Source organism: Dendronalium phyllosphericum CENA369 (assembly GCF_016056275.1).
GTDB classification, from domain to species: Bacteria; Cyanobacteriota; Cyanobacteriia; order Cyanobacteriales; family Nostocaceae; genus Dendronalium; species Dendronalium phyllosphericum.
On the sequence record NZ_JAECZA010000039.1, the window covers coordinates 13,916 to 37,331 of the forward strand.

At 40.9% G+C, this 23,416-nt stretch carries 17 protein-coding genes; 5 read left to right on the forward strand and 12 right to left on the reverse strand.

From position 1 onward, the window contains the following. Positions 1 to 3 precede the first annotated feature (3 nt). On the reverse strand, positions 4 to 246 hold the full coding sequence (locus I8752_RS11605; protein WP_214432470.1) for a DUF3134 domain-containing protein: 243 nt from the start codon (positions 244 to 246) through the stop codon (positions 4 to 6). Positions 247 to 716: 470 nt separating this feature from the next. Continuing rightward, positions 717 to 1,040, reverse strand: coding sequence for an antibiotic biosynthesis monooxygenase (locus tag I8752_RS11610; protein WP_214432486.1), 324 nt, complete (start codon positions 1,038 to 1,040; stop codon positions 717 to 719). A gap of 832 nt (positions 1,041 to 1,872) precedes the next feature. Between I8752_RS11610 and I8752_RS11615 the strand changes: the two genes are divergently transcribed. Continuing rightward, a complete protein-coding gene (locus I8752_RS11615; RefSeq protein ID WP_225895609.1) occupies positions 1,873 to 6,183 on the forward strand; it encodes a PAS domain S-box protein in 4,311 nt (1,436 codons plus the stop codon). 123 nt (positions 6,184 to 6,306) lie between these two features. Here the strand turns inward: I8752_RS11615 and I8752_RS11620 are convergent, their stop codons facing one another. The 3 genes from I8752_RS11620 to I8752_RS11630 all read right to left on the reverse strand — a co-directional run bounded on the left by I8752_RS11620 (position 6,307) and on the right by I8752_RS11630 (position 10,396). Then, positions 6,307 to 8,769, reverse strand: coding sequence for a single-stranded-DNA-specific exonuclease RecJ (locus I8752_RS11620; RefSeq protein WP_214432471.1), 2,463 nt, complete (start codon positions 8,767 to 8,769; stop codon positions 6,307 to 6,309). Between the two features lie 77 nt (positions 8,770 to 8,846). Beyond that, positions 8,847 to 9,476, reverse strand: coding sequence for a GNAT family N-acetyltransferase (locus tag I8752_RS11625; protein WP_214432472.1), 630 nt, complete (start codon positions 9,474 to 9,476; stop codon positions 8,847 to 8,849). A gap of 122 nt (positions 9,477 to 9,598) precedes the next feature. Further along, positions 9,599 to 10,396, reverse strand: coding sequence for a PD-(D/E)XK nuclease family protein (locus tag I8752_RS11630; RefSeq protein ID WP_214432473.1), 798 nt, complete (start codon positions 10,394 to 10,396; stop codon positions 9,599 to 9,601). Positions 10,397 to 10,622: 226 nt separating this feature from the next. Between I8752_RS11630 and I8752_RS11635 the strand changes: the two genes are divergently transcribed. From I8752_RS11635 to I8752_RS11645, 3 genes are all read left to right on the forward strand, one after another. Continuing rightward, complete coding sequence (locus I8752_RS11635) at positions 10,623 to 12,137, forward strand: AAA family ATPase (RefSeq protein WP_214432474.1); 1,515 nt, start codon at positions 10,623 to 10,625, stop codon at positions 12,135 to 12,137. A 149-nt stretch (positions 12,138 to 12,286) separates the two neighbouring features. Beyond that, positions 12,287 to 12,769 carry an SH3 domain-containing protein gene (locus I8752_RS11640; RefSeq protein ID WP_214432475.1) on the forward strand — a complete coding sequence of 161 codons (483 nt, stop codon included), beginning with the start codon at positions 12,287 to 12,289 and terminating at the stop codon, positions 12,767 to 12,769. Between the two features lie 922 nt (positions 12,770 to 13,691). Further along, entirely contained in the window at positions 13,692 to 15,200 is a 1,509-nt protein-coding gene (locus I8752_RS11645) for a peptidoglycan-binding domain-containing protein (RefSeq protein WP_214432476.1), read from the forward strand. A 72-nt stretch (positions 15,201 to 15,272) separates the two neighbouring features. Here the strand turns inward: I8752_RS11645 and I8752_RS11650 are convergent, their stop codons facing one another. Further along, complete coding sequence (locus I8752_RS11650) at positions 15,273 to 16,937, reverse strand: glycosyltransferase family 39 protein (protein WP_214432477.1); 1,665 nt, start codon at positions 16,935 to 16,937, stop codon at positions 15,273 to 15,275. Between the two features lie 458 nt (positions 16,938 to 17,395). Here I8752_RS11650 and I8752_RS11655 point away from each other — a divergent pair, with 458 nt between their 5' ends. Next, positions 17,396 to 17,785: a RidA family protein gene (locus I8752_RS11655; RefSeq protein ID WP_214432478.1), complete on the forward strand. Its 390-nt coding sequence runs from the start codon at positions 17,396 to 17,398 to the stop codon at positions 17,783 to 17,785. Positions 17,786 to 17,852: 67 nt separating this feature from the next. Here I8752_RS11655 and I8752_RS11660 read toward each other — a convergent pair whose 3' ends face one another. From I8752_RS11660 to nuoH, 6 genes are all read right to left on the reverse strand, one after another. After that, positions 17,853 to 18,656, reverse strand: a complete 804-nt coding sequence (locus tag I8752_RS11660; RefSeq protein WP_214432479.1) for a GNAT family N-acetyltransferase — start codon at positions 18,654 to 18,656, stop codon at positions 17,853 to 17,855. Between the two features lie 496 nt (positions 18,657 to 19,152). Further along, positions 19,153 to 20,073: an NAD(+) kinase gene (locus I8752_RS11665; protein WP_214432480.1), complete on the reverse strand. Its 921-nt coding sequence runs from the start codon at positions 20,071 to 20,073 to the stop codon at positions 19,153 to 19,155. Positions 20,074 to 20,079: 6 nt separating this feature from the next. Further along, positions 20,080 to 20,385 carry an NADH-quinone oxidoreductase subunit NuoK gene (nuoK, locus tag I8752_RS11670; RefSeq protein WP_214432481.1) on the reverse strand — a complete coding sequence of 102 codons (306 nt, stop codon included), beginning with the start codon at positions 20,383 to 20,385 and terminating at the stop codon, positions 20,080 to 20,082. A 151-nt stretch (positions 20,386 to 20,536) separates the two neighbouring features. Next, positions 20,537 to 21,187, reverse strand: coding sequence for an NADH-quinone oxidoreductase subunit J (locus I8752_RS11675; protein WP_214432482.1), 651 nt, complete (start codon positions 21,185 to 21,187; stop codon positions 20,537 to 20,539). A 180-nt stretch (positions 21,188 to 21,367) separates the two neighbouring features. After that, complete coding sequence (gene ndhI, locus I8752_RS11680; RefSeq protein ID WP_214432483.1) at positions 21,368 to 21,952, reverse strand: NAD(P)H-quinone oxidoreductase subunit I; 585 nt, start codon at positions 21,950 to 21,952, stop codon at positions 21,368 to 21,370. Positions 21,953 to 22,043: 91 nt separating this feature from the next. Continuing rightward, positions 22,044 to 23,162: an NADH-quinone oxidoreductase subunit NuoH gene (nuoH, locus tag I8752_RS11685; protein WP_214432484.1), complete on the reverse strand. Its 1,119-nt coding sequence runs from the start codon at positions 23,160 to 23,162 to the stop codon at positions 22,044 to 22,046. Positions 23,163 to 23,416: the final 254 nt, after the last annotated feature.

Genomic DNA, 23,416 nt, shown 5'->3' on the forward strand with positions numbered 1-23,416 from the left:
GACCTATAAATCCTCTATTTCTTCGTCTTCTAAAGCATAGGAATCCATAGGATCTAAAAACTCTACCACCTCTTCTTCCTCGTCTTCTTCCTCGTCTTGGTAATAGTTTTCAACTGATACGTGTCGCACTAATCGACCAGTACTTTGCAACCAATCGAGCAAAGATTCCTCCTGCTTGAGAGGAATGATAGCTGCTGGCTGGTGACGGGGTTCTTCGTGGAGAGCAGGGTTAGACAGCTTAACCATTTTTATTTACCCCCGAAGAATCTATATACTAAGTTGCGTTCAGTAATAGCAGCGACATCTTCCCTATGGCTGAGTTACTATCTTGCGATCGCAACTTTATATGATTAACAGTTTGCTTGTTCTACCTTTAAAAACTTCTTTCTTGTGGTAGATATTCTTTTAGAAACGAGTATTAATTATAGATTGGTAAAATATACTGATTTGCGTTCAGGTGCTAAATAGCTAGTCAAATCAACAGCAAACTTTTTAGCACCTGCGTTATTTCTTGTTCTATATCACACGATAAACCAATAATTTATCAATAATATTACCAGGATGTGAGTTGATTATTTACTTTAAGTAAATCGAAGAAATAAATAATCTAATTTGTAACTGTAACACTATTATTTAATTTTTATCCTCTTATTTTCCCAGTTCTAACAGCTATGGGATATTTATTTCTTAGTTCCTTGGAGCTGATTTTTTATACTTTATTCTATGGGCTTTAGTTCACAAACGAGTTCATATACAACAGTTTCTGGTGGCTTGGCAAACAAGGGCATCATCTTTTTCAAAATACTTTGATAAGCATCACTTTGATTAGCAGTCATATCTTCTACACTTTCCCAAAAAATTACGGAGATACCTTTATCTGTTCCTGGTTCTTGGAGGAGATATGCTCCCTTGAAGCCAGTAGTATAAGTTAAGACAGCTTCTTCATAAAGTTTTTTTGCTGCTTCAAATTTTCCTGGTTTGAATTCTCCTATGGCAATATGAGCAAATTTATGTTTGAGAAAATCTTGAAAATCCATTATTTTTGACTCCGTATGCAAGTATATTATTGAATTACAATACTAATAAGTATTAATGTCTCAATATACAAACTAAAACTACTGTATTAATAACTATTCTAGTAGAGAAATTAAAAAAACTTATCTAAGTGATTTTTTCGTCCTTCTTCCCTCGTCTTTGAAGAGCTACTGCGTACATACCAACCATCTAATCATCACAAATCCCGTTTTGTGGAGAACTAAGGTGTTGTGAAACCAGTCACCTGGTGAGGCTAGTCGTTCTCGTACTGTAAAACAAAACCTCAAGGGTAAAGTAAAGCTTCCCACAGGGTAAAAACAGCCGTTAGCGATTCCTTGAGGGTCAAGAGTTTCCAATTTCAGCAAATTAGGTGCGATTTTCAGACTTGAGTACTAGTGTTTATTGTTACTTAAATATTCAGAGTAATTTATTTATAAACATTGTAGAAATAATGTTTGGTTAGATTCTTACTAGTTAGGATCGGGAATTAAAAATCACATTATTGAGGGAAGCGATCGCCATCCTGCAAACAACTAATTTAAATTATTTCCCGACAACAGGGCTATCAAGCCGATCAAATAAGGTAATCTTTTTAGATAACAGTTCTTCTATCCTTCATTTAACAATAAAATGAGTTTGACCGCTATAAAATTCAATTAATGTCCCAACTTCTATGCCTATGCAGTTCCTAAGCTCTGCATACGATAATTTACGCTCTTGGTATTGCTAAATTTATCAAAAGATTTGCTAAGTTACTTATTAAAAGTCAATAATTACTGATTGCCAAGAGTTTCCTCGCTTTAACTTTCGCTATATCGTTCTGATGTCGATAAGATAATGAGAATTGACGAATTAACTATGCGATTCAACGATCGGCTGATTGATTTACCAAATTTATATGATGTTATAGATTATTCTCCCTTAACGATTAGCCCTGATAGTTATGTAGTCGATGCTGTTATCTTGATGAGTCAGCAACGCAGCGAGAACTTATCACGGAGTAACTTCAATTCGTCGTTAAGCTCAAATAGATACAATCAGCAACAAAGTAGTTATATTTTAGTTGTCGAAGCCGGACATCTCGTAGGAATATTTACAGACGGAGATGTTGTGAGAATAACAGCATCGGGAATGGATTTATCCCAGGTGAAAATGGCTGAGGTAATGACACAGCCTGTTATCACTTTGATGCGATCGCCATCTCATTCTCAAGATATCTTCACAGCCTTGTCATTATTACATCAATATCAGATTCGCCATCTCCCAATTTTAGACGAGCAAGAACAATTGCTGGGAATCGTCACTGAAACTACTCTGCTGCAAGCCTTTGACCTCGTGAAGATGGTTGGTGTGGTAGCCGCCTTACAGCAACACGTACAAGACCAAACAAATGATTTAGATCGGGTGAATCAGCACATAGAGACAGTGCGCTGCCAAACTTACAATTATTTAAAACAATGGATTGAGGCTCAATCTGCTGAAGTGATGCAAGTTAATTCTCAACTTCAGCTAACCCTTGAAGAACTCCAGGTGGCAGAAGAAGAGCTGCGCCAACAAAATGAACAACTCGCTTGTACTCGTGAAATAGCCGAGTTGGAGCGCCAGCGCTACCAGGATTTATTTGAGTTTGCTCCAGACGGTTATTTAGTGACCGATGTTTATGGCGTTATCCAAGAAGCGAATAATGCAGCAGGGAATTTACTTGGTATGCATCAAAAATATCTGGTAGGTAAACCATTAGTTTTGTTTATTGCCAAACCAGACCGCCATCGCTTGATTACCCAACTACAAAGTTTGCAAGACGTTCAAGACTGGGAAATTTATCTTCAACCACGAAATTGCAAACCTTTCCCTGCTAGCATCAAAATTGCTGCTGCTTACAACTCACAGCGTCAGCGGGTTGGCTGGCGTTGGCTATTGTGTGACATTACAACTCGCAAACAAGCAGAAGCTGCATTGCGCCAAGCTTCTGATGAATTAGAACAACGAGTAGTCGAACGCACCGCCGAACTTGTTGTTGCTAACAAACGCTTACAACAGGAAATTATTGAGCGCCAACGTGCAGAAGTTGCATTGCGGCAAAGCGAACAACTCTATCGCCAGTTGATTGAGAGCCAAACTGACCTCGTACTCCGCATAAATTTGCAGCAGCAGATTACCTTTGCCAATACAGCAGCTTGCCAAATATTAGGCTGGCAGTTAGATGAATTGTGCGGTCAACCGCTGTCTCAATTTTGCCATCCTGACGAATTGCAGCAAGCAAAGCAACATCTGAACGCGATCGCATCACCACCTTATCACTTGAACATTAGCGAGCAACGCATATTCACAGTTAATGGTTTTCGCTGGTATCAATGGAACGTCACAGCAATCAAAGATGAAACACAAAAGGTAGTTGAAATTCAAGGAGTAGGTAGAGACATCACCGAGCGCAAGCAGATGGAGATAGCACTGCGAGAGAGCGAAGAGAAATTTCGCCGTTTTGCCGACAACACCCATGCTGTGCTGTGGATTGCCAATTCACAGACAGGAGACAATTTGTATGCTAATCCGGCTTATGAGAAAATTTGGGGTCGTTCTCTCCAAAGTCTGCGCGAACGGCCTAGCTCTTGGATCGATGCAATTCACCCAGAGGATCGCGATCGCCTCATGGCAAAACTAGCACAACACCAACATGGAGAGTCTACCAGTATAGAATATCGCATCTTAAGACCTGACGGATCGATTCGCTGGATTTGGGATCGGGGCTTCGTCATGCAGGAAGAACAAGAAAAAGTTTACTCCTATGGTGGCATTGCCGAAGATATCACCGAACGCAAGCAAGCAGAAGAATCGCTGCGGCAGAGCGAGGAGCGACTAAGTTTAGCTCTAGAAGCCGGACAAGTAGGCGTATGGGATTGGAACCTAGTTACTAACACAGCCGTTTGGTCTGACAATTTAAGACCAATGTATGGTTTGCCAAGCGCCCCACAGCCTCCAACCTATGAAGAATACCTCGATTTAGTCCACCCGGAAGACCGCGAATCTGTAAGACAAGTTGTAGCTGACACGATTCAACAAGGAAGTAGGCCTCCATTAAGTTACCGAGTTATTTGGCCTGACGGCAGCATTCACTGGCTATGCGGCACTGGTAAAGTCTACCATAACGAAATCGGTCAGCCCATACGGTTGATTGGTACAACCAGAGACATCAGCGATCGCAAGCAAGCAGAGAAAGCACTCAAAGAAAGCGAAGAACGCTATCGTTCAGTTGTCACAGCCATGCAAGAAGGTATAATCCTTTTAGAGGAAGATGGGACAATAGTAGCTTGTAATACTAGTGCAGAAAAGATTTTAGGTCTGAAAGCCAACGAGATTATCGGCAGAACAATTTATGACTCTAGTTGGCAGACTATCCATGAAGACGGCTCTGCCTTCCCTAATGAAACTCATCCAGCAACAATCACCTTAAATACAGGCAATCCTTGCTCCCATGTGGTTATGGGAGTCTACAAGCCCAACGGCCAACTCACTTGGATTGAGATTAACTCCCAGCCCTTATTTCGAGACAACGATCCGACTCCCTATGCGGTAGTTGCTTCGTTTTCTGACGTTAGCGAACGACTGGCCGCGCAGCGCGAACGCAAACTAGCACAACAAAAAATCAAAGAACAAGCAGCGTTACTCGATATTGCCACCGATGCAATACTTGTGCGAGATTTGCAATTCCAAATCTTATTCTGGAATAAAGGTGCAGAGCGGCTTTATGGTTGGCAGGCAGAAGAAGTTTTGGGTAAAGATGCCAAGGAGATTTTGCACAACAAAATTTCACCGGAAGTAGAAATAGCTGTAAAAACAGTAACTGAATCTGGCTCGTGGTATGGAGAATTACACAAAGTTAAGAAATCTGGTAGAGAAATTATTGTAGAAAGCCGCTGGACGCTGATGCGCGACGCTACAGGGCAACCTAAGTCAATCTTGAGTGTTGACACTGACATCACACAAAAAAAACAACTCGAAGAACAGTTTTTCCGCGCCCAGCGATTAGAAAGCCTGGGGACTTTGGCAGGTGGCATTGCTCACGACTTGAATAATATCTTGACACCAATTTTGGCATCAGCTCAACTACTACAAGTAAGATTCGCTCAAGACCAAGAGCGCAGTCAGCACCTACTGACAATTGTAGAGAACAACGCCAAACGCGGAGCCGCTTTAGTCAAGCAAGTTCTATCTTTCGCGCGCGGATTTAAAGGAGAGCGCACCATAGTCCAAATCAAACATTTAATTTCGGAAATTGCTTTGATTGCCAAACAGACATTTCCCAAATCTATTGAATTTGCGATCGCTATCCCAGAGGACTTGTGGGCGATATTTGGAGATTTCACACAACTGCATCAAGTACTGATGAACCTAGTAGTCAATGCTCGTGATGCCATGCCAGACGGCGGTACTATTAAAATCTCTACAGAAAATATGTTTATTGATGAAGCATATACGAGAATGAATCTAGATGCCAAAGTCGGACATTATGTTGTGATGACTGTTAGCGATACTGGAATTGGAATGCCAGCAGAAATCTTGGATAGAATTTTTGAACCATTTTTTACTACAAAAGAAGTTGGTACGGGTACAGGGTTAGGTCTTTCTACCATGCTTGGCATCATCAAAAGTCATGATGGTTTTGTGAATGTATCCAGCCAAGTTGGCAAAGGAAGCCAATTTAAGCTTTTCTTGCCAGCAGTGCAGGCAACTCAAGCGATGAATATAGAAGAAATGGAATCCCCTAGAGGTGATGGAGAATTAATTTTAGTTGTAGATGATGAAGCTCAAATTCGGGAAATTACCACGATCGTACTAGAAAATTACAACTATAAAACTCTCACTGCTAGTAATGGCATTGAGGCGATCGCACTTTATGCCCAGCACAAGCATCGCATCAGTGCAGTCTTGATGGATATGATGATGCCAGAAATGGATGGCACAACTGCCATCCGCACCTTACAAAAAATGAACCTCCAAGTACAAATTATTGCTTGCAGTGGACTTAATTGCAGTGAAGCGTTTATAGAAGACAATTCTGTTAATGTCAAGTTAATGTTAACAAAGCCATTCACCGCTCAGGAATTATTGCACGGTTTACACCATGTACTTAAATCTCGTAATTCCTAAAGGACTGAGAAATAGACATCTCCAGAAAAGAGTAAGGGCGAACAACCGTACCCTGCGGGTTCCGCTTTAGCGGTACGCCCCTACTAAGGATTTCGGGCAATGCAGAATTGATTGCTATCTCAATTAGGAATTATTTTGACTATTAATCATCGCAACAATAGTAGATAAGGGTACTTTGGCAAAGTACTTTTGCTGAAATTGTTCTTCGCTGACGGCGGCTAAAAACTGGGCAATCGCTGTATCAGCATTAGGTTCGGGCACAGTGTGATGATTCCAAGTAATTTGTAAAGAACGGTCTTGTCTTTTGACTGTGAATCCCCAATATTTTAAAGCTTTGATTCCCAAAAGTAAGGCGCGATCGCTGATGCCTAGTTTTTCTAAAAGTTGGATGCGGGTAACTAGTTGATTGGTACGACTGAGATATTTAGCAATGCCAACCAGGGTTTGCCAAATTTCTTTTGGTGGTTGGTGATTGGGTTTAGACCAGGCGATCGCCAATTGTTGATTATTGTAAAGCGATCGTTTGAACCACCCACGTAAATCATCCCAACTAGTAGGACAATCTTTAAGAATGAGTGCTGAGTGCTGAGTTTTGAGTGCTGAGTGCTGAGTGCTGAGTGCTGAGTGTTTTTCAGTTGGGAAGTCTCGCCAGTCTAATATGAGTGGTGAGTGATGAGTTGCAAGTGCTGAGTTAGCGCTGGGACGAACGGCTATTAATCTAATTTCATAACGTTTTTTGAAGGTGTTGTAGTCGAGTTCTGCTATGCAATCACATTTTCCTATAGGCAATTCATCTTTATAATGTCCCCACCAAATGCCGGGAAAGGGACTTTTAGTGGAATCATCTCGAATGTCAAACTCGGTTTTAATATACTGCACCTTTTTTCCCTGCCAATCCTGCTGATTGCGATGCCAAGTATTTTCAAAACAGCAGTTTTGAATTAGCAGTTTCGGGACGGGATTCCCCATTCCACAAGGTTCTAACAATTTCAATTCCAAAAATAATTCTTTGCTTAAGTCTGCTACCGTTACCGTTAAGTCAGCTTGTACGGTTGGCATTAGAGTTGTACTGCCTAAAGATTGCCGTAACTGTTGATTAATCGCCTGTGTAAATAAAGGAATATTCTCCACTGGCAAACTCAAACCTGCTGCAAAGGGATGTCCGCCAAAGCGATGTAACAAATGTGCTTGGTCTTTTACCAATCGGTACAAATCGACAGAATTGATCGAACGGGCCGAACCACGGGCTAAGATGAGTGCTGAGTGCTGAGTGCTGAGTGCTGAGTTAGAAGTTAAAAGTAAAGAATTATCTCCCTTGTCTGCCTCCCCATCTCCCCATTTGCCCATCTCCGCGTCCCCGCGTCCCCGCGTCTTTGCGTCTCCCTCGGTACTCAACAAAATTGTTGGGCGGCCTGTTTCTTGTGCTACTTGTCCGGCGACTAAGCCCAATACACCCGCAGGCCATTGGGGGTCTTCTAAAACAATGACGCTGGTAGTTGATAAGTCTAACTGAGTCAATTTTTGGGCTACTTGGGCTTGCACATCTTTTTGTAAAGATTTTCGGCGGGCGTTGGCGAGTTCTGTAACTTCAGCCAATTCATTGCAACGCTTGGCATCCCGACTGGTTAACAATTCTACACAAAAGCTGGCATCGCCTTGAATGCGGCTGACAGCGTTAATTCGCGGCCCCAAACCGAAGGAAATATCTGTGGGGCGATCGCCACTTTTCTGGCACAATTCCAATAATCGCCCTACTCCCGGTCGCCGTCGTGCTGAGGCTGGCTGTTTAAAATCTTCTTGTAATCGTTGAATTCCCAATTGTGCTAAATAACGACAATCTCCACTAAGCTGCACTAAGTCGGCAATTAACCCAACTGCTACTAAATCTAGTAAATTTTCTAACGGGTCTTGGGGAATATCAGGCAAAGTTTGATAAAGGGCTTCTACTAACTTATAAGCTACCGCCACCCCAGAAAGATGAAACAGCTGATGTTCCTTTGGCAGATAACGCGGATTAATAATCGCTGCAACTGGTGGGCGTTCTTCAGGTAAAGTGTGATGGTCTGTAACTATGACATCTATACCTAGCTGTTGAGCGTAAATAATTTCATTAATATTGGTGCTACCCGTATCGCAAGTGACTATTAACTTACAACCTTGTTTTGCTAAGTTATCAATTCCTGAATTATTCAGTCCGTGAGATTCTGTGAGTCGATTGGGAATGTAGTAAGTTAAGTGCGTATTTTGCTTAAAAAATTGCCCTAAACCATCCCACAACACAGCAGTGGATGTAATGCCATCAGCGTCAAAGTCTCCCCAAATAGCAACTTTATCGCCAGCCTTACGTGCGGTTTGCAATCGTTCCACCGCCAAATACATTTCTTGCTCAAACTCAAAAGGACTTGTCGGTTGATAACTTTTATGGTTGATAAAAGCTGCTAATTGTGATTTTTCTTTAATTCCTCGTTGCCACAATAATTGTGCTGCATAAATTCCATTCGATGCAGGTGTATATTGTTTCACTGCTTGAGTAAACCAATCTGGTGGCTGTTCATTTGTTATTAAAGTCCACTGTTGTTCTGACATATTAAGTTAGAAATTATAAATTTATGAGTTAGGAGTTTTAATTAATAATTCCTAACTTTTAACTATTAAGTCGGTGATTAGTCTTCGGTTGTTTGAGATTCAATTACTAAAGGATTGAGAAGCACTTCATTCGCTACATTATCAAGCTTCCGGGTGCGAATTGCCGGACGCGATCGCCTATAACCCGCTCTTTCAGCTTTTTGATGTTCGTAATCAATTAGTCTGCCATAATATTCATGCTTGCTTAAGTTCATCGATAAGAAAATATGCTGGCGAATATTACCAAAACCTTTACGATTAAAAAACTTCACTGCTGGGATATTTGTCGGGTCAGTATCTACTAACATAAACCTCGCTCCATCTTCAATCATCCGAGCGACAACTTTATCAACTAGCTTATCTGCTACACCCTGACGTTGAAATTTAGGACTAACTCCTAACCAGAGAATATACCCATAAGTCCAGGAAGCTTTAGTGATAATTGTACCTAAAATAAATCCCGCTAAGTCTCCATCTGTTTCAGCAACCAAACAATATTCTGGGTCTGTGTTGTAAAGTCCAATTACTTCCCATTCATCCCAAGTACGATATAAATAAGGATATAAATCGCTGGTAAATAACTCTTCACCCAAATGGTAAATCGGAGCGATGTCATCTATTCCTAATTCGCGGACATAAATCGCGTCAGTTTCATCAAAGGTTTTCATAGCTTTTGATTTTTTAGTATAGATATTTATTGAATTTTAGCGAGATTTATATAAACTAAGTTTACTCTTTCATATACAATAAATGAGAAATATATTGTTGCTATGCATGACTGCAAATAATATCAAAGCGATACTTCTTGAATGCTGTCAATATTTGCCAATAAATTGTTTGCAGTTTCTTCTGTAACTTCTGTACGATCGCACCTTGTAGCAAATTGACAATGATCGCAGACTTTGCTGCCATCTCTAACTTGGGGGAATGGCTGATTTTGTTGATAGCCTTCTAGCCAAATTGTTAATTGATTTAAAAGTTGATTAAGTTTTTTGTCTATTTGTTTGTGCTGGGTAGTATTGTAATTAAATTTAATATTTTCTGGTTTGCCTTCAGACTGGACAAACCAATAAGTCATAGAAATATTTTCTGGCAAGTATTCGCTAGTTTCAGCCAATAAATACATATAAAGACGCGTTTGCCAGTTCTGTTCTAACTTGCGTTTGCTTGGGGGTTTAGGATAAGTTTTCCAGTCAAGAATTTGCGCTTGTTGGTTATCTGCAATCAATAAATCATAGACAACTGCGAGCAAATAGTCCTGAACTTGCAGGGTACGGTAGTGTTCGCTTTCACGAAAAGTTTGATTATCCGTAGGTGTTAAAATTTCTGGGGCTGCATTGGCAAAACCCGCCATCCAGCTTTGCAGTTGAGCATCCGCTTCTAAAAAACTATCAATTGGCAAACCCATTTCTCGCTGTTGCATCAGCAAGTGAAAGCGACTACCCAAAGTTTGCCGTTCCTCATGTTCTGGGTCTAAGGGAGAACTGAGTTGTTCTAAGTAAGTGTCTTGGAATTTACGCGGACAAGCTTCTAGTAAATTCAGCTGTCCTTGAGACAGGCGTAATAGTTGAGTTTGAGTTGAAACCATTCTTCTATTTTAGAAGCGATCGCTCGTGGGGAGGCTAGGGAGATGGGGGAGACTCTTGTACAGACGCGATGAATCGCGTCTCTACGACAACTGACAACTGAATAATGACTTTGGCAAGAGGTTTAATAAAGACAGTGGAAATTAGTAAAATAATCAGCTTAAAAAATTAATTTACATTTTTAATTTTGAAAATGCTTGAGTTCTTCAGATTGATAGGAGTAAATTCATGACCTTCCGCGACGAGTTTAAACTGCTGTTACGTGCCCGGTATTCTTTGATTTATATTCCTACCTATGAAGAAGAACGCTTAGAAGCAGCTATTCGGGAAGAAGCGGCAAATCAAGGTAATCGTCCAGTCTATACTTGGGATTTTGTCGATGGCTATCAAGGTAATCCCAATGATGCCGGATTTGGACGGCGCAATCCCTTACAAGCTTTAGAATTCGTGGAAAAATTACCAGCCTCAGCGCCAGCAGTGTTGATTCTACGAGACTATCATCGCTTTTTAGAAGATGTGGCGATCGCTCGCAAACTCCGCAATCTCGCCCGACTCCTCAAATCTCAACCAAAAAATATTGTCTTGTTATCGCCGCGCATTGCCATTCCTGACGACTTAAGCGAAGTTTTAACGGTTGTCGAGTTTCCTTTACCCGCCGCCGCAGAAATTAAAACGGAGGTAGAACGCTTACTGCAAAGCACTGGTAATTCTCTTTCTGGCAAATTTATAGATGACTTGGTACGCTCCTGTCAAGGGCTTTCTATGGAACGGATTCGTCGGGTTTTAGCTAGAGCGATCGCCAGTCATGGCGAAATCCAACCCGAAGATGTAGATTTAGTTTTGGAAGAAAAACGCCAAACAATCCGCCAAACCCAAATCCTCGATTTTTACCCTGCTACCGAGCAAATTTCTGACATTGGCGGATTGGATAACCTCAAAGATTGGCTAATCCGTCGGGGAGGCTCATTTACCGAACGAGCGCGTCAGTATGGATTACCGCATCCTCGTGGCTTAATGTTAGTAGGTATTCAAGGGACTGGTAAATCATTGACAGCCAAAGCGATCGCCCATCACTGGCATTTACCCCTGCTAAGATTGGATGTAGGGCGGTTATTTGGTGGATTAGTGGGTGAATCTGAATCCCGCACTCGCCAAATGATCCAAGTAGCTGAAGCTCTTGCCCCCTGCGTTCTGTGGATAGATGAAATAGATAAAGCTTTTTCCGGACTTGGTAGCAAAGGTGATGCAGGCACTACCAGCCGTGTATTTGGCACATTTATTACTTGGTTAGCCGAAAAAACCTCACCCGTGTTTGTTGTTGCCACTGCCAACGACATCCAAGCACTACCACCGGAAATGTTGAGAAAAGGGCGCTTTGATGAAATTTTCTTTGTAGGTTTGCCGACACAAGAAGAGAGAAAAGCAATTTTCAACGTTCATTTATCCCGATTGCGCCCCCATAACTTGAAAAGTTACGACATTGACAGGCTAGCTTATGAAACACCTGATTTTTCAGGGGCGGAGATTGAGCAAACTTTAATTGAAGCCATGCACATTGGATTTAGCCAAAATCGAGACTTTACCACCGATGACATCTTAGAAGCTGCCAGTCAAATCATACCCCTAGCCAGAACTGCTGTAGAGCAAATTCAGCAACTACAAGAATGGGCTGCGGCTGGGAGAGCGCGTCTAGCCTCGAAACACAGTCCTTTAAGCGATCGCATTCAGCGACAGTTGCAGTGAAGGGATGAGGGGGATGAGGGGGATAAGGGAGAAATAACAACTATTCTTGCCTATTCCCTGTTCCCTTACTCAACTGACAACTGACAACTGACGATTGACGATTGACAATTAACCATTGACAATTGACCATTGACCATTGACTATTAACTATGTTTTCAAATTTACTAAAATTTATACTAGGCTTTTTCTTAGCGATCGCTGTTTTAATCGGTAGCGGCGTTGCCGTTGCACTCTATTTTATGAATAGAACTGCTATTGCTCCTCCAAAACCAATTTTTGCTAACGATAGCCCCTCTTTGCAGGCGAAATCTCCTAAACCGACTGAAACACAAGCTTCATCTAACTCATCTAAGGAGCCTACACCTTCTCCTAGTGCAACTCCCTCTCCTACGGAATCTCCTAAAGAACCTTTGCCACCAGGAGCTTACCGAGGACACGTTAGTTGGTCTGATGGCTTGAGTTTGCGATCGGAACCCAACCAAGATGCTGAACGTATCGGTGGCGTTGGTTTTAATGAAAAAATTATCGTCTTGGAAGAAAGCCAAGATAAAGGCTGGCAAAAGATTCGTGTAGAAGGCAGCAAGCAAGAAGGTTGGGTAAAAGCAGGTAATACTCAAAAAGATGACGAATAATCAGCAACACGAGTAAAATCTAGACTCTGTATTTGGAATTTTTATTCTCACAGTCATAAATTGTCAAATTTTTGTTGCACGAAGTATCCCATGAACTAGAAATACTCTTTCTAGCATCAAGGATGCTCTCAGCAAAATTTAAAGCACTAGTCTCAAATCTGTTTTGCAAAGCAAACATTCAGCAAATTGCCTGCCTACCATTCATCAGATGTAATACATTCAGTAGACCGAAAAGTTTTCTATGAAGACAGGGTGTGGGGTGTAGGGTGTAGGTGAAAAATGCGCGTATTTTTTGGGATTATTAACGATTAATTCGATAAATAATGCTCTTTTAATAATGAAAGCTGGATTTTGCTCAGATTAATTAACTTTTATAACCACTCATGAATACAAGTTTTTCTCTACACCCCACACCCTGCCTAAACCGATAACGCAAGCGATCTACTTACATTGATAACCTGCTGCTTCATACAGTCGAATTGCCGCAGGTTGTCGGATACCCGTTTTCAGATAGAATTGGCGATAATCAAATACCTGTGCGTGTCTTTCTAAATAAGTCTGTATTTATACAAATTTACTCAGCAAAAATTTCGTTTTAAATATTACTTATATTTATTGAAAAATTCTACAATAAAAGTAAAATTATTTACTTAAAATTATAGATAAATACTTAAGATTAAAATAAATATCGCAATTTAAACACAGAGAAAGTGGTATATTCTGCTGTAGTCATATCTTAAAGGAATCAAGTGAAATCACGAGGAAAAAGCTGCTTAACCAAAGTAGGAAGAGTGGTTTAACTACCTTAAAACTTAAATAAAGGTTTTCAGCCAATCGCTGGCATAAAAAAGTTAGCAAAGTTCTGTGTCTGGTAAATACTGCAACCACAAATTTCGATCGCCCAAACATTGCTGCAAAAATTATGGAAGCCATTATTCATCTTCACCTGGCCTCAGTTTACGAAGCATCTGAACATATCGAAATTGTTCCTATTAGAGTGAATTTCAAATTTTGGCGGTGGCAAAAGCTTTCTAGTGCTGCTGTGATGCGGCTTTTACCCGTGGCACTAACTATAGGGATTTTGAGTTTAGCCGGACAAACTTTAGCACTGCAAAAAGAAGGAAGTAACGGCCCAGAAGTCGCAACTACTCAGAGATGTTTAAAAAAGTTAGGCTATTATAACGGGTCTGTTACAGGCAAATTTGCTGCCCTAACCCGGAATTCAGTAATTAGGTTCCAGCAAGCCAAAAAACTAACCACTGATGGAATTGTGGGTAGTGGCACTCAAAAAGCTTTGCAACAAGCCTGCCAGAGTAAAACCCTTAGTAGAAATACCACTAGCGGATTGCGACTTGGTAGCAAAGGTTCGGCAGTCTTGAGGCTACAACAAAATTTGGGACGGTTACGATACTTTAACGGGCCAAACACAGGCTATTTCGGGTCAGAAACTCAGCAGGCAGTAATCCGATTTCAGCGTTCTGCTAGAATTCCCGTTGATGGTATTGCCAATACCAGAACTCAACAAGCAATATCGAGTCGTCTGAGTGTAGGTGGTGATTATCCAGTTCTCAAAGAAGGCAGTAGCGGCCCGTCAGTAACACTGCTGCAACAGCGTTTAAAGCAGTTAGGCTACTTTAGTCCTAATCCCACAGGTAATTTTAAACGCATCACCAAAGATGCTGTGATTGCATTCCAGCGAAATGCTGGCATACCTGCAACTGGAATTGCCAATCAACAAACTTGGGATGCATTATCACGTTACTCTTCTGCTAACACAAGCAGTCTTTCGACACAGCAAGTGAAAGATTTACAACAATATCTGCGGGATTTGGGCTATTTTAAGACTAACCCTACTGGCACTGTTGGGCCTTTGACAAGGGATGCGATCGCTCGATTCCAGCGAAGTAATAACATATATGCTGATGGCAATGCTAACGTCCAAGTCTTAGAAGCAGTACGCAGAGTTTGGACAAATAAATATGCGACTCAACCAACCAGAGATTTTCTAACTGTAGGCGACAAGGGAGACAATGTTAGAGCAGTCCAAGAGCGTTTATCGCAATATGGCTTCTTTAATGGCAGTCCTGATGGTTATTTCGACGAATACACAAGAACAAGTATTATCGCATTCCAACAATCTTACGGTCTTAATGTTACAGGCACAATAAACGGTCAAACTTGGCAGACATTAGGCTTAAACACTGCTGTCGCCAGTAATGGTACGGCTAACAATCGCTATGTAGTAGTCGTGCCTGCTAATAATAACGATACTCTCAATAGAGTACGTCAGTATGTACCTTTTGCTTTTCCAGACAATTCTCGGTTAGGGAATTATGTAAATGCTGGAGAATTTGGCGATCGCACAGCCGCGGAAAGAGTCTCCAACATGTTACGCTCAAATGGTTTAGATGCACGGGTGCAATACTTTTAAAGAGAATCCAAAAAGAAATTTTTCTCCACACTCTCTGACTTTTCCAAATCCTGTGAAAAGTCAGATTTGCTTTCAACTACTGGATAATCGATTACGGCGGGGACTAACACGTTGGGGTGAAATACGAGGTTGGGCTAATTTCCAAAGTGAATAATAGCTATCCTGGTAGACAATATTTGTTTGAGACTGATACTTTGTTGCTATTTGTTCGCGCCATTTCTTTGGAGGATTTAAGATAAAAACATCAGTAAAGCCATTAGGAATATTGGGAATACTTTGATTTTGCACCAACTGAAATTGTACTTTTGGCTGCACAAGATAACTCAAAGAAAAAACATTACCATAATTAATGCCTACAGAATTACTAATTAAAATTGGGCGTTCAGACCGATTGATAATTTTAGCAACTTGTGGATTACCATAACTCACTCCCTTATTCCACCAAGTCTCAGCTTGGTAATTTACTCTAGAAGAAACCAAGCTACAAATAATCACCAGTGCCAGAATTATGTACCACATGCCTCGGCGGGATAAATTCTCGTTATATAGTTGCATAGCTAGCAGGTAAGCAACAGCGAGTTGAATCCCTAAATAAGATGGCATTAAATATGGCTCGGAATCTAAGCGTATACCCCCACTAATCAAATCGGGAAGTATTAATGGTAATGCTGGTACTATAATCAATACCACAAGAAATAACCAAACTTTGTAGTTTGTTGTTCGCCAAAGGAAATAAATTGCATATCCCACCAAAGCTAAAAAAATTGGTGAAATTAGATATCCTACAGAATTTTTTAAACTCAAGTCTAAATCCAAAAAAATTCGGCCGATCTGCATTAACCAAAATGGAATTAAAGGCATTTGCGATAGTTGCGCTGTTGTTGCATCTGCTGAAATCAGAAATTGAAAAAAATCAGCGATCGCAATCGTCATCCAAGGCATGAAGCCGACAAACCCCATAACAGATGCTAAAAAATAGGATCTGACAGTTTCAGTCAGTTGAAATCTTGCCGTTATCATTACATAAATTCCATGAGCGACTGCAACAAATCCACTCCACAAACATGTATAAAGGCTGAGTACTAAAGTTATTGTATAAATTCCCCAAGTAGTAAAACGGTCTGGTATTTGCTGTGTTTTTTCTAACTCATTTCTATCTTTTGTTTCTATGCGGATTGCTCGTAGTAGTGAAGCGCTAGATATAATTATCGTAACTAACCAAAGAATATATTCTCGTGCTTCTTGAGCATATATTAGTTGAATAGGAGAGACTGCCATAAGTGCGATCGCAACTCTAGGTAGCGATAGCGGTAGATCGAATAATTCTCGGCATAGCCAATAAATACAAGGAAAAACCAACAAGCTAGTTAAAGCAGATAAACTGCGAATTGCTGTTATTGAATTACCAAAAACTTCTACCCAAAATCTGGCTATTACATAATAAAGAGGTGAGTCTTGAGAGTCTTCTTTGACCAAAGACATAATTGTATCACTCACACCTTTTTGTAAATTGGGACTTTGGAACTTAGTAAAACTTTCTTTATTAATTACACTGCCATTAAATATTTGCTGCTTCACTTCATCTACTGTGTAACCAGAAATCCGCAATGATGTATAAGTTTCATCGCGTGAGTAAACTTTGGCATCAAGGTTACAAAAGCGAAACAATATACCCATTACCAATAAAATAATAGTTAAAAACCGCAACCAACTCGGCACGAGTGTAAGATGCCGCATAATAATTTGTAATTCGTAATTCGTAATTGAGACACAGGAAAAGTATGATCTTGAGCAAAGCGCAAGAGTAGCTACTTTTCAACACACAGAACAATGCTTGATGTTGACAGTTTTTAAGTTACCTTGTTCCAGAAAATATATATCCTTTACTAATCTGACATATCCAGTTTTCTGAAAAATTGTTTCAAAATCGTTTAGTTGGATGAAGCTTTTACATGAGGTGCGATCGCGCCATTATCAGCCTTATTTGAAAAGTTGGCGATCAACACTTTACTATTATTAAGCCCCATCAGAATCTAGCACTGTTCAATTAGATACATTCATCAATTTCCCCAAATAAAAATCTGATAAATCAAAATTTATAATAGACATTTTTAGCAAGATACTAACGCTTGATGTAACTTGAGTAATCCAATTACAGTTAAAATTTATTAAGCAAAAGTTAAAAGTTATTTACTATGCAAATCAAGCGAACATTTTCTGGTGCTTCTTGGGAATCAAAGGTAGGCTACTGTCGAGGCGTTAGAGTTGGCGATCGGATTTACATTTCTGGTACAGCACCAATTGATACAGTAGGTGGCGTATTTGCTCCCGGTAATGGCTACATGCAAGCAAAACGTTGTTTTGAAATTATCCAAAAATCTTTGCAAGATTTAGGGGCCGATCTCAGCCATGTTGTGCGAACTCGAATGTTTGTTACAGAAATTAGCCGTTGGGCTGAATTTGGACAAGCGCATCAAGAATTCTTTGGCAAATATCCACCAGCTTCAACCATGATAGAAGTTAAATCTTTAATCGATCCAGCAATGTTGATTGAAGTTGAGGTTGATGCGATTTGTCAAGAATGAAATCTTGAGTGCTGAATCTTATCCTATGTTAGGAAATTATCATTTGTTTAACAAATCCATAAATTATTTATTCTGGAAGACAAGTAGGAGAATACCATCTAGTAAAATCTTCAATATGAGATATGATTAAAAAATCAATAGTTTTAAACTGGCGATCGATTGCCGGCAAGCTGCATATTTTAGCTCCAATACTCAAATATGCTTGCACAATATTAGGAATTTCCACATCACATATATCTGGATAATCTTGGGAAATTTCTAGACAATATTCTGAATGGGGATAAACTAAAATACTAGAATCCATCAAGTTATACCGCTGAAAATATTGATAAGCGCAAGCAGCTTGCCTAGAACATTGGGTAAGTAATGAAGCACAACCAAAAAAATATTTGCTACTACTCCAAATCAGATAATTAGCTAGTCCCTCCCAAAGCAATAAAAGTGCTTGAATATTGCGATATTCTCTAGCTATACATGCACGTCCAACTTCTACAGATGCTTGCAATACAGAATCTGGAATTTGATTTAAATTAAACATATCAGCAGCATCAAAACCCAACCCTTGAACAGCCATTGCATGGGTTTGCATCCGATAAGTGCCAATTGTTTTACCAGTATGTTTAGAAATCAGCATTAAATGATGACAAACTGCATCGAACTTATCCCAATCCTTTTGGGTAAGACTAGAAGTAGATAATCCCAAGCCTAGTTCTAGATTAAAAACTTCAAATCGTAAGCGAAAAATCGATTCTAATTCTTCTTCTGTTGATGCAAGTTGTAAGATATATTTGTCTGTTTGAATAACTGGAAAATCTGTAAAGGGTAAAGGAAGACTAAGTGGGTAATTGATGTTGCGATCAGAAATTTTCATCTGTCTCCAATTTTAGATGTGCAAAAATATCCTGATAGGATTTACACGCTACACAAATAGAACATACTAATGTATCTAAGTATCACAGCGTCATTCGTGCAGTTTCAGAGAACAGATTTACACAGAGGTATGCGAAAAACTCTTTTCCATATCTTTGTAGTAGACGTTTGAAGCTGAGGAGTTTAGAGATATGGTGTTTTTATTATGGAGTTAAATTTCAAAAAAATCTGGCAATCAGATACAAAATTTTCTTAATGCATACATAAATTTTTCTGTCAATTCCAGTCAACCAAGAAAGTCATAACATGGTTAGAAAGCCCCCGAATATATTCGGGGGCTAGCGTAATTTTCGGTTGATAGACAGTGTGCAGTAAAATAGACTAATAAACACCTGATGTCAAGATGCAGCCAAAGAGTAAATTGAGGAATTTGTGAATAAGCGATCGCACATTACCAATTTATGAGCATTACCCTTAACACTGCTCTTGAAAATCAATTAATTGCGGTGATTATTAGCGTAGCGAACCCTAGTACCTGCCCACAACAACTTCTCTCGCAACGTTTGATAATATGAATTGTTCTCTCGCAGAATAATAAATTTAGCCCGACAATCAGCCATTCGCACATCAACGCGATGTCCCGGCCAAATCGAAGTAGATAATACCCCATCCATCCAAAGTTTGGTACTCAAATCGTAATCCCCCAAAGGCCAAACGCTGACAACTACACCAGGGGGTAAAACCAGAGGGCGACTAGAAAGACTCATAGGACAGATGGGAGTAATGGTAATCGCCTCCATCCCATCGTGCATAATTGGGCCATTAGCGGAAACAGTGTAACCAGTGGAACCCGTGGGAGTAGAAATAATCAATCCGTCTCCCACATACTGATCTACAACCTCACTGTCAATTTCCATTTCTAAAATTGAAGTGATCATGCGGTCAGCAGAAGCGGGTTTGACACAAAATTCATTTAAAGCGAGATAACGTTCGGTTACTGGTTCTAAATTTGTACGATGTCCTTCATACACTGCTGCTTGCATCATCATCCGCCGCTGGACAGCATAGCGATCCTCTAATAGCCGATCCCAAACTTTCTCTGTATCCTGAAATTCTTCAACTGACTCGGTTAAGAAGCCCAGATGGCCGCCTACATTCACTCCTAGAATTGGGATACCAGCTGGGGCTAAATGTCTGGCACTAGTTAAAACAGTGCCATCACCACCAAGTACCAAAGCCAAATCTATTGGTTGACCTGCTGAAGCCAAAAACACCGGATAAGGGTTATCTTTCGGCCCGCTAGGCCCCATCAATACTTGGCAGTTGCGATTTTCCAGCTGCTTGGCACAGATTTCTGCCCAGCGTTTGCTTTGGGAATCTCGCGCTTTATAAGCAATGATTACCTGCTTGAGTTGCACGCACAATTACCACTTCAGGAGATTAAACTGCTCCATATCGACGGTATCACGGTTGCGATAAATGGCAAGCACGATCGCTAAACCTACCGCCGCCTCAGCAGCTGCCACAGTAATCACAAACACTGTGAAAACCTGACCCTTAATTAATGTTGAGTCAAGGAAGTTGGAAAATGCCATTAAATTCAGATTAACAGCATTCAGCAGTAATTCAATTGACATTAACACTCGTACAGCGTTGCGGCTGGTGATTAAGCCATAAATCCCGATACAGAACAAAGCTGCTGCAAGTAATAAAAAGTAATGGAGTTGCATTTTTTTGTCAGTTGTCAGTTGTCAGTTGTCGTAGAGACGCGATTTATCGCGTCTCTACAAGATTCAGTTGTCGTAGAGACGGATTTATCGCGTCTGTGGTCAAGGGTCAATAATTTTTCTCTCATCTCCCCAGTCAACAGTCAACAGTCCCCTATTCTCGACGAGAATCACCGCGATGGCTATCAGAATCGCCTGAGCCAGTATTAGTACCTGCCGATACTAGTTCTCTGGGGCGTTCTGGCAAAGTTAAAATGGTTTGTGGTAATCCAGAAGGTGTAACTTGATCTGGCAAATACTCACGACGTGCCAAAATAATTGCTCCTACCATCGCCATCAGCAACAAAATAGAGGCGAGTTCAAAAGGTAGTAAAAAATCGCTGAAGAAATGCTCGCCAATCAAAATTATGGAACTTTCACTAGATGCTGGAGAAGTTGAGTAGACCCAAGGTGTCGCTAAGATCATCGTACTCAAAAGGGCAAATAATCCTAAACTGACCACGGCTGTAAATATCTTCCGCAGGCCAGCGCTGGGAAAGGGAGCAAAATCCTGCCGCTTGTTTACCAACATAATGGCAAACAAAATCAGCACGTTAACCGCCCCAACATAAATCAGCACTTGTGCTGCTGCTACGAAATCACCATTTAGCAACAGGTACATTCCGGCGATGCTAATGAATACGCCTCCCAGCAGAAAGGCAGAATAGACAATGTTGGAAAACACCACTACACCAATGGCAGACCCAATCATCATCAATGCCAATATGGCAAACGAAACAATCTGTACTCCTTCGGCTAAATTCACTGTTTTTTGTCCTCTCCTTTGTCGGTTGTCGGTTGCCGTAGAGACGCGATTAATCGCGTCTGTACAATTAGGATTAATCGCGTCTGTACAATAGGATTAATCGCGTCTGTACAAGAGTCAGTAGCTGTGTATCTGATTTTTGCCACTGACTATTGACTACTGACTACTAACCACTATCATTTATTTTTCTGTTTGTTCTACAAGGTCTTCTGGACGCGCACCAGCACGAGGTGCATTTGCGGGTAAGTCGTGGGGGTCTAAAACACCCTTGGGTAAGTAAACTAGTTCGCGTAGTGGCGTAACCATTGGGTCATTTGTAACTTTGTAGGGCAGACGACCAAGGGCTACGTTGTCATAGTTTAATTCGTGGCGATCGTAGGTGGAAAGCTCATACTCTTCTGTCATAGATAAACAGTTAGTTGGACAAAATTCCACACAGTTACCGCAGAAGATACAAACTCCAAAGTCAATGCTATAGTGCTTGAGCTTTTTCTTTTTGCTGGCTTTGTCAAATTCCCAATCAACAACAGGTAAATTGATTGGACATACTCGAACACAGACTTCACAGGCGATGCATTTATCAAATTCAAAGTGAATTCTACCGCGAAACCGTTCGCCAGGAATCAGCTTCTCGTAAGGGTATTGTACAGTTACTGGACGGCGACGCATATGGTCGAAAGTGACTCCTAGCCCCTCACCAATATAACGACCGGCTTGGACTGCTTCTTTGGCGTAATCACCAACTTGCTTTAGGAACTTTAACATTTTCGTGTTTCTCTCTTAATTTAGTTGTCAATTGTCAGTTGTGAATTATGATGACTTCTACTACTGACTATTGACCACTGACTGCTGACTCTTATCCACCAAAGGCAACTGGAAAGGCTAGTTTTAGGGCTGCGGTTAATAGGAGATTAACCAAACCAACTGGTAACAAAAACTTCCATCCTAAATCTAACAGTTGGTCAATCCGAACTCTGGGGACTGTCCAGCGCAATAAGATGGCGATAAATACTAGAAAGTAGGCTTTGAGTACGGTCATTGTAATACCCAAAGAAGCATCAACTACTTGCAGTAAGGGATTTGCTTCACTGACTCCTAGCAAGCCAGCTAAGACATCCAAAGGAATGGGAAAATCCCAACCACCTAAGTATAAAACTGCTACTAGTAGGGCAGAAAGCACTAGGTTGACATAAGAACTTAGGTAAAATAGAGCAAATTTCATCCCTGAGTACTCAGTCTGATAGCCTGCTACTAGTTCTTCTTCGGCTTCGGGGAGGTCAAAGGGCAAGCGTTCGCATTCGGCAAGAGCAGCTATCCAAAATATGAGGAACCCGACTGGTTGCCGCCAAATGTTCCAGCCAAGGATACCATAGCCAGATTGCTGGTTAACAATGTCAACAGTGCTGAGGCTATTAGACATCATTACGATCGCCAGCACGCTCAACGCCAATGGAATTTCGTAACTAATTGACTGCGCTGCTGCCCGCAACCCCCCTAAGAGGGAGTATTTATTATTAGATGCATAGCCAGCCATCAACAATCCAATTGGCTGAATGCTAGACAAAGCAATCCACAAGAAAATACCTGTCCCGACATTTGTAATTACAATATTCTGTCCAAAGGGGACAATCAAATAGGACAGAAATACTGGCAGCACAACGATAATAGGGCCGAGGGTAAACAGCCAAGGGTCAGACTTAGCTGGTACAATGTCTTCTTTAAATACCAGCTTCAAACCATCAGCTACCGGAGCCAATAAGCCCAAAGGCCCAATATATTCAGGGCCAATTCGCTGCTGTGCTGCTGCTGAAATTTTCCGCTCTAGCCAAACACAGACTAATACCCCTACTGTGGCTCCAATGAGCATCAGGATCATCGGCAGAGGCATCCAAATAGCTTTGGCTGTTCCTGCTGGTAGTCCTAAATCTGTCAGGGATTTAATAAAAGTTCCTTGGAGGTCAATTCCTGAGTTCATGTTTCCGCTCTTTAAGTCAACTGAAGTGCGAAGTATTGAAGTATGAAGTATAAAATTTTAGTCTTCAGCCTTCAGCCTCGATTTTTTGATGATGCCTGATTGAAGATTTGTTGCTAATTACCATGCCTAGTATATCGCTGGATGGTTTTCGACCCCTGAAGCTATACAACAACTTCTACTTATGATTGGGATTGAGATTCACTAATAAACCCCCGATTGTGAGGAGATGGGGGCGCAGGGGCAGGGGGAGCAGG